General features: G+C 49.1%; 1 protein-coding gene. It reads left to right on the top strand.

The genetic code is table 11. The features are described 5' to 3' along the window. Positions 1-8953, top strand: an 8953-nt coding sequence (locus tag H598_RS0104820) for a VCBS domain-containing protein (protein WP_028111994.1), incomplete at its 5' end; no start/stop codon positions are given. Positions 8954-9034: the final 81 nt, after the last annotated feature.

Raw genomic sequence — 9034 nt, 5'->3', positions numbered from 1 at the left:
CTGGACCTACGATCTCGATAACACCAACCCAGCCGTGCAAGCCTTGGGCACAGGCGCGACGGCCACCGACACCATCACGGTTCATTCAGCAGACGGCACACCGCATCAAATCACCGTCACTGTTAACGGTACCAATGACCGCCCTGTTGTATCTGGCACCTCAAGTGGCGCAGTCATCGAGCAGGGCTTAAACACGGCAGGAACCCCTGATGCATCCGGGAGTTTAACCGAGACGGATTTAGATAAGTCCGACACCATTACGTGGGCAATCAATCAACCACAAGGCCAATGGGGAACGCTGTCGATTGATCAGCATGGTCAATGGCACTATCAGCTAGATAATTCAACCGGCGGCGCGGCAGATAAGCTAGCGGCTGGTGAACATCAGTCAGAATCATTCTGGATTACCGCAACCGATTCAGCCGGGGCGACCGTCCCCCATAAAATTGTTATCGATGTGCAAGGTAGCAACGACAAACCAATCGTCAGTGCGTGGACTCAGCTTCCTGCGGCAAAAGAGGATCAACCAGTCACCATCAAGGCTTCTGATTTGCTAACCCATGCCAGCGATGTCGATACTAGCGATATATTGCATGTGACCAATCTGCAAGCCACCCACGGTAGCCTGACTGACAACAAAGACGGCACCTATACCTTCACGCCAGACAAAGATTTCAATGGTGAAATTCGACTCACTTATGATGTGGTTGACGGCCATGGTGGTAGCGTCAGTACTCAAGCTAAGTTCGACCTTACCGCCACTCCAGATAACGCGATTATTACCGACGCACAAACCAAGGCAGACTTAAGGGGAGTGACTGAAGATCGTGGTTACATCGATACCCACTACCAATTGCATTACGACGGCAGATTAAACATCCAAGACCCTGATGCGGGAGAAGCACAGTTTGATCCGAATATTGGTCCGCAAACCTATCAAGGTATTGGCTACGACACCAAATTAGGTGGGCACATACTGCTCATGCGCGACGGCCACTACACCTATACGCTCGACAACCGCAATATACAGAACTTAGCGCAAGGTGAAGTTAAACACGATTCAGCGGTTATACGTTCTGCAGATGGCACCACACACACCATTGAGCTAACAGTTCACGGAACCAACGATGCCCCAACCATCAATGCACAGTTCCACTCCGTGACCGAAGGTGGAAGCACTCTAAAAGGACAAATGGTTGGCCACGATATAGATACAGGTGCGACATTGACGTACAGCGCACCGCAGATTGATGGTTTGGTGGTTAATCCGGACGGCAGTTATAGCTTCAACCCTGCTCACTCGACCTATCAATCGTTAGCATCAGGTGTCACGAAAACCCTGACTGTTCCCGTGACAGTCACAGACGAACATAATGCGAGCAGCACACAAAACCTCTCAATTACGATTACAGGGGTTAATAACTCTGCCGTTATCGGCGGTGTCGACACTGGTGACGTAACCGAAGGTAATGCTGGACAGAACATGTCCCCAGATTATGCCCAACCAGGCATGGCGAAACTGGGACAGGCTGCATTAACAGCTGACGGTAAATTGAATATTGGCGACCCAGATAGCGATGAATCTCAATTCGATACTAAAGGCGGCGCTTGGAATAACTCTTATCATGGTCAGTACGGACATTTACTATTAAATACTGATGGCACTTGGCATTACCATGTTACCGCGGGAAGTGTTGATTGGGTTGGTAATCGCAAAACAACCGTTGGCACAACCATTGACCAGCTTGGTGAAAATCAAACCCTGACTGACACCATTACCGTGTATTCAAAAGATGGCACAACGCACGATATTGTCATTACTATTCACGGTAGCAACGACCGACCTTACTGCGCTTCTGAAGTACAGCTCAATTCAGGCAAAGAAGACCTGGCTCAAACCATTACAGCAACCGAGTTATTGGCAAATACTGTTGACGTAGACGCCAACGATACAGGTAAGCTCACCATCGCGAATTTGCATGCTGATCATGGCTCGATTCAAGATAACCACGATGGGACCTTCACCTTCACTCCAAGCCATAACTACAACGGCAGCGTCCACTTCACTTATGATGTGAAAGACGCTCATGGTGGTACCACACACACTGGCGCAAATACCTCTCTTGTAGCAACCCCAGACAAAGCCATTATCTCTGAGGTAACCACTGGAAGTGTTATTGAGGATGGATCACATGCGACCCACAACAACGGCACCACAACAGAGCTTGCCAATGGACAACTTCAAGTCATTGATCCAGATAGCGGCGAAGATAAGTTCCAATACAGCCAATTTGGTGAGACTCGCATTCGCGACCCATTTGGCGGCATGCTTCGAATTGATAGCGCGGGTAATTGGGGATATAGCGTCGACAACGCGGCTCTTCAACACCTAGCACAAGGGCAAGTTGAAACGGTCACCTATCGCGTACACAGCTTCGATGGTACCGCCTACGACCTGAACATCGATGTCATCGGTACCAACGACGCACCCACCGTCACCAGGGTGGTGCTCAGCAACGGCACAGAAGATACACACTATCAAATGCAGGCGAGTCAGTTCGGTTTCACTGATGTCGACACTGGCGATACGCTGCATTCAATCGCCATCACAGATCTGCCGCCAGCGGCTCAAGGTAAGTTTGTACTCGATGGCCACGACATCACGGCAGGTCAAAGTATTGCTACTGCCGATATCGCTAAGCTTCAGTTTGTGCCTACAACGGATTTTAACGGTGACGTTCAATTTAAGTTCACCGTTAATGACGGACATGTCGATTCACAAAAAGCCACCAACACACTGCATATTGACGCGGTTAGCGATGCTGCGCAAATCAGTGGTACCGATACAGGCGATGTGTATGAATCAACTTACGCTGATCGCTCCCCGGATTATCAACGCGGTATTATATCTCACCTCTGGAACGACTCGATACATACCTCAGGCAAATTGGACATTGTTGATCATGATGCTGGTGAGGCGCACTTTGACAACAATGCTCCCGCTTATCAGTATCTTGGGCAGTATGGGCGTTTGATATTGCAAACCGATGGTGATTGGTATTATACCGTAGACGTCGGCGACAGTGCTGTAGGACGAAAAATAGATGCATTAAATACCGGAGAGAACCTCACTGACACCATAACGGTCCGAAGTGCCGATGGCACAACCCATGATGTTGTCATCACTATTCATGGGGATAATGACGCACCTTTCGCTTCCTCTGAAGTACAATTACAGCCGGGCAAAGAAGACCAATCACAGACTTTCACTCAAGCACAGCTATTGGCTAACAGCATCGACGTTGATAGTAGCGATGCCGGTAAGCTGAGTGTGGATAACCTTCGCGCAGATCATGGCTCCATTCGAGATAACCAAGACGGAACCTACACCTTCACGCCAGACCATAATTACAACGGTCAGGTGCACTTCACTTATGACGTAAAAGATGCACATGGTGGGGTTACTCATACAGGCGCTTCTACCACGCTGTTGCCGAGCAATGATGCTGCCACACTGCAATCGACACAAACGTCCAATTTTGTAACTGAAGACCATCTAAAATCAGGTACGAGCACCAATGAACTATGGTCAGGTTGGAAAAACCTTGATATTCAAGATATTGACTCACCATCAGAGGCAAAAGTTACTCAAATAGAAGTCAACGGTGTTAAGCACAGGGTACCCGCAAATTTCGCTATGAATCTTGCAGGCGCCCACGGTACCTTCAACTTCACTCATTCAACCGATGGCCACGATAAATGGAGCTACAGTGCGGATAATAGTCACGCTGAGGTTCAATCACTGAGTCATGGCGAATCATTGACGGATACCATCACACTGATCACAGCGGATGGGACGCGAATCCCGCTGACAGCCAAAATCGTAGGCACCGATGATCATGTGATCATTGATACTCCTGATGCGTTAACGGCTGCATTAGGAACGGCCGTTGAAGATAAGATCACCTCTATTTCAGGCACCCTAATCGCGCACGATTCCGACAGTAAAGATTCCGTCACGTTCAGCGCGGGCGATTCTACTGGCGCCTACGGTACGCTTCATGTGGATAGTAATGGCCAATGGCATTATGACCTGGACCACTCAAAGGCCAATGCTCTACAACAAGGTGAGACCAAAGCAGAGGGCTTTGATATCACAGCGACATCGACTGACGGCTCAACCGCAACCAAACATATTGAAGTGCTGGTTCAAGGAAGTAATGACCAGGCAAGGATATCTGTTACATCGAATCCCGATGTCCATGAAGATGGCTCTTCAACGCCTGTCGAGATGATATCAGGTAAACTGAGTGCCCTGGATCCTGACCACGACCAATCTGCATTCTCACCGGATGTGGGCAAACGCCATGACCCATTTAACAGTGGTGTTCACGGTGGCCTTCATATAGCCAAAGATGGCTCTTGGACCTATACCGTTAACAACAGCCAAATTCAGCAACTCGCCGCAGGTCAAGAAGAACACGTTCAATACAACGTACATACTGTTGGTGGTGATTCGCATGTCATTGATATTAAGATCGTAGGGACCAATGATATACCAACCGTGTCGGCAACCACTCTTGCCCACGGCACAGAAGATACACACTATCAAATGCAGGCGAGTCAGTTCGGGTTCACCGACATCGATACCGGCGATACCCTGCACTCAATCGCCATCACTGATCTGCCACCAGCAGCCCAAGGTAAATTCGTACTCGATGGCCACGACATCACCGCCGGTCAGAGTATTGCTACTGCCGATATCGCTAAGCTTCAGTTTGTGCCTGCGACGGATTTTAACGGCAATGTTCAATTTAAGTTCACCGTTAATGACGGACAGGTCGACTCACAAGAAGCCACCAACACACTGCATATCGACGCGGTTAGCGATGCTGCACAAATCAGCGGGCAATTGACTACCGAAGACCGTTCTCACGTCACTGAGGATGTCAGAGTGAGCGGTCATATGTTGTCTTCCGATTCGATGACCCTGCAGGTGCATGACCCTGATTCAGGTCAAAATTTCTTTATTCCAACAGGAGCATCAGGCACCACCAACGCACAATCAACCGGAACTTGGGTCAATGGTGACAACAATGTGGGCCAGTTCATTCTTCATGCCTCTGGACAGTGGCTATTTAGGGCAGATAACAACAATCCCAAAATAGACCAACTCGGTGCTGGGCAGCAAATCCAAGACACCATTACAGTGCAAAGTGCCGATGGTACAACTCAGCAGCTCATTGCCGTCATCCACGGTACTAATGACGCTCCAATTGTTTCGACACAGGTACAACTGGCTGCAGGGCAAGAAGATTCCGTTCAAGTAATCAGTTCAACAGCACTACTAGCGAATTCTAGCGACGTCGACCTCAATGATGTTGGCAAGCTGTTCATCGATAACTTACATGCTGATCATGGCACAATCGTCGATAATAAAGATGGCACATTCACCTTTACTCCAGATCATAATTACAATGGTCAAGTGCACTTCACTTATGACGTTAAAGATGCACACGGGGGAACAACGCATACAGGAGCAAACACTTCCCTAGCCGCAGTCAATGATGCTGCCACTATCACAGGTATTGACGCTGGCTCTGTCACAGAAGATAAAAATGTTCACCCTTCTGTACAAGGCAACTACTCCAGTAAATTAGAAGCTCAGGGGCAGCTTACGGCCATCGATCCAGATGCTGGAGAATCAGGCTTTGACTACCACACGCTTATCAACGCTCCCTCACATCCTAACTGGGCACCTTACCAATCCGCACTTGGTGGTGAGTTAGAAATCGATCAACAGGGCAGATGGCACTATTACATCGATAACCGTAAGCCTGAAGTACAGAGCTTAGGCGCAGGTGAGACCCTCACGGATAGCGTCACTATCCATTCCAAAGATGGAACGCCACATGTTATTACTCTCACAATTAATGGCACCAACGATGCCCCTGTTTTATCGGTAACTCAGACGACACCAACAACAGGTACGCTTACCGAGACCGATGTTGACCTGAATGACACTCACACCTTCTCTGTCGTCAGTTCAACCGGGCAATTCGGTTCGCTATCGGTCGACCCGGATTCAGGCGCTTATGTATACACGGCCAATGGTTCGGTTGCGGGAATGAGTTATAACTCAGCGACGCACACCTACCATGGCACCGATGTATTTGAAGTAAAAGTGGCCGACAATCATGGTGGTGAGTCGTCGAGGTTCATCACGTTTGATGCCAACGGTCACGTTTCCGTTGTACCAGGACAATCACCGACGATTTCAACTTCAGTGCCTGCCAATCCATTGGTCACCACCACGCAACCAAGTTTACCAACCGGGACAAACACTCCGCCCACGAATGCAGTCACTGTCGACTTAGCAGCATCGAGTGACACTGGTCTCTCTGATACCGATAACCTCACTAAGGACAGCACACCAAGAATCACTGGACACACGGATATTCCTTACTCACAAGTCACCGTTTATGATGGCTCCACACCTATTGGACATGCGGTGTCTGATGGCGCGGGGCAATATAGTGTAGCGGTGAGCAGTTTATCGAATGGCGATCATAATCTTTCCGCCAAAGCACTGGCTCCTTGTTCAGTTTTACCGGCAACATCATCAATCCTTTCACTGCATGTTGATACTGGCATTGCGCCACTGCAAGTGTCATTAACCCATGACACAGGAAGCAACTCGACTGATTTGGTCACTAACGATGGCTCGTTGACAATCACTGGGCAAGAGGCAGGCGCAACCGTTGAGTATTCGACGGACAACGGACACACATGGACGTCTAGCTTCACCCCACAACAAGGCTCGAATACAGTCAGCGTGAGACAGATTGATACCGCGGGAAATGTGTCGGCCGGCACTTCGGTGAGCTTCACTCTAGATACTACGATAAGCGCCCCCGCAGTCTCACTGCACAACGATACTGGGCGATACTCAATCAACACACCAGACTTGATCACCAAAGACTCGCAGCTTTCCATTCAGACGGAAGCCGGTGCAAGAGTAGAATACTCAAAGGACAGCGGACACACCTGGACAGCAACGTTTAATCCAGTGGAAGGTGTCAATGACCTACAGGTAAGACAGACTGATATCGCTGGCAACGTATCTCCAGCGACACACTTTAGCTTCACCTTAGACACCACTCCCGGCACGGTCACGGTGAATCCGATATCACAAGACAATGCGTTGAATGCGGCTGAAAACAATCAACCACTGGTGATCACCGGAACGACCTCTAATATAGCGCCTGGAGATGTAGTCTATGTCATTGTAGGTAATAATCACTTTTACGATGCAACAGTAAAATCGGATGGCACATGGTCATTGACCTTAAGCGCCTCTGCACATCAAAACATATTGGCAACTGATCGCGACTACCCAATCCAGGTGGGTACTGTTGATACGGCAGGCAATTCAACGCCTCGTATTTCCACCCATCTGTTAATTGATACGCAACGTCCGATCCCACATATTGCTGTTGACCCAGTGACACAAGATAACGTGCTCAATGCCCTTGAGTCTGGTCAAACTATCTCGATAACGGGCACAGTAACTGGCGATTACCACCCTGGTGACATAGTCAGTTTGAAGATAAACGGTGCAACCATTTCATCGCTTACCGGCTCAGTTGATGCGAGTGGACACTTTTCCATCCCTGTGGCTGGTAGCGTATTGGAGCATGCCAATATTCATACTAGCTATGCAAATGGTCAGTCTGGCTCGATACACTCAATAGAAGCCACAGTAATAACAACCGATGCCGTCGGAAATGTTGGTAGTGCAACGACAGGTTCCCAGGTATTCAGCGTTGATACTCAAGTTAACCTACCGACAATTACCTTTGAAAACCCTGGACCGGATGGCCTTTACAGCAAGGCTGAAATTGCCCACGGTCACCCAAATACAGTCACCGCGACAATTACCCCACCGGGCGATGCTAAGGTTGGTGAACACCTCGTTGTTAATGGACAAGATCACGTACTGGATGCCCATACGCTCCAGCATGGATTACAAATTGAAGTTAGCCCTGGCTCTCAAGTACAAGTCACCATGACTGACGAACACGGAAATACAGCGGGCAGCCAAGGTGTTGCCGCCAGTGCAATCCCAGAACCGATCGTTGTTAAACCGCCATCGGGAAGCCATCAAGTGTCCGCTACCCTTGGTGTTCCGCCTCTTGCCCCATCTCAAACGCCTGTTCCATCGGCACAAAACGGCTGGCGTATCCATCTAGCCAATGGTCAGTATGTAACAAGCCATCATGGGCAATATGGAACTTTAACCATTGATCCTCAAACCGGTCATTTACATTACCAGGAGCAAGCCCAAGTCCACACGGGACCACATGGTAGTGCTTCGGGTACTGGCCAGCATGAGGATAAATTTGAAGTCGCGCTTCAAGGGACAAATCAGGATGAAGTGGTTGCCCACGTAAATGTTCAGATACTCAGTCATGGACCAGGGCATAGCGGTAAACTTACGATTGGAACTGAGGTGGTTGATATGACGATCACACCTATTGTCCATACACCTCACCCTGCTCCACCACCACCGCCAGTTCAGCATGACGAGCCTGAAATTGCGTCTCACGAGGACTTTACGGTTACGCTAAGCGATGAGAGTTCTCTCGATCTCTCTCAGCATTCTCATCTAGAGCCAGATCAGAAAACTGACCGCCAAGGTTCAGCGGCTTATTTGGATGCTCTCGGTATTCAGCCGAATGCGTCACCTACCACTGGTCACGATCAACCCGCAGACATGGACATCGTGCTTGCACAAGTCGACCAACAGCATGCGCTAGATTACGACCAAGCGCACTTGGATACGTCGGATGCAATACAACACCATGATGCGACCACTGATCACAACCAAGATAGTGATAAACACCACCATAATGACTTAGATGGGCTACCCGACATAGACCCAAATAACTAATGGTTGGTAGTTAGTATTAATGGAGTAAAACAAAAGGGAGCACGCTATGTGCTCCCTTGTTAATGATGGTTACCCGCGCCG

Source organism: Ferrimonas kyonanensis DSM 18153, assembly GCF_000425405.1.
GTDB lineage: Bacteria > Pseudomonadota > Gammaproteobacteria > Enterobacterales > Shewanellaceae > Ferrimonas > Ferrimonas kyonanensis.
Note: the sequence above shows the minus strand (reverse complement) of the source record. Positions and strands in the feature narration are given on the sequence as shown.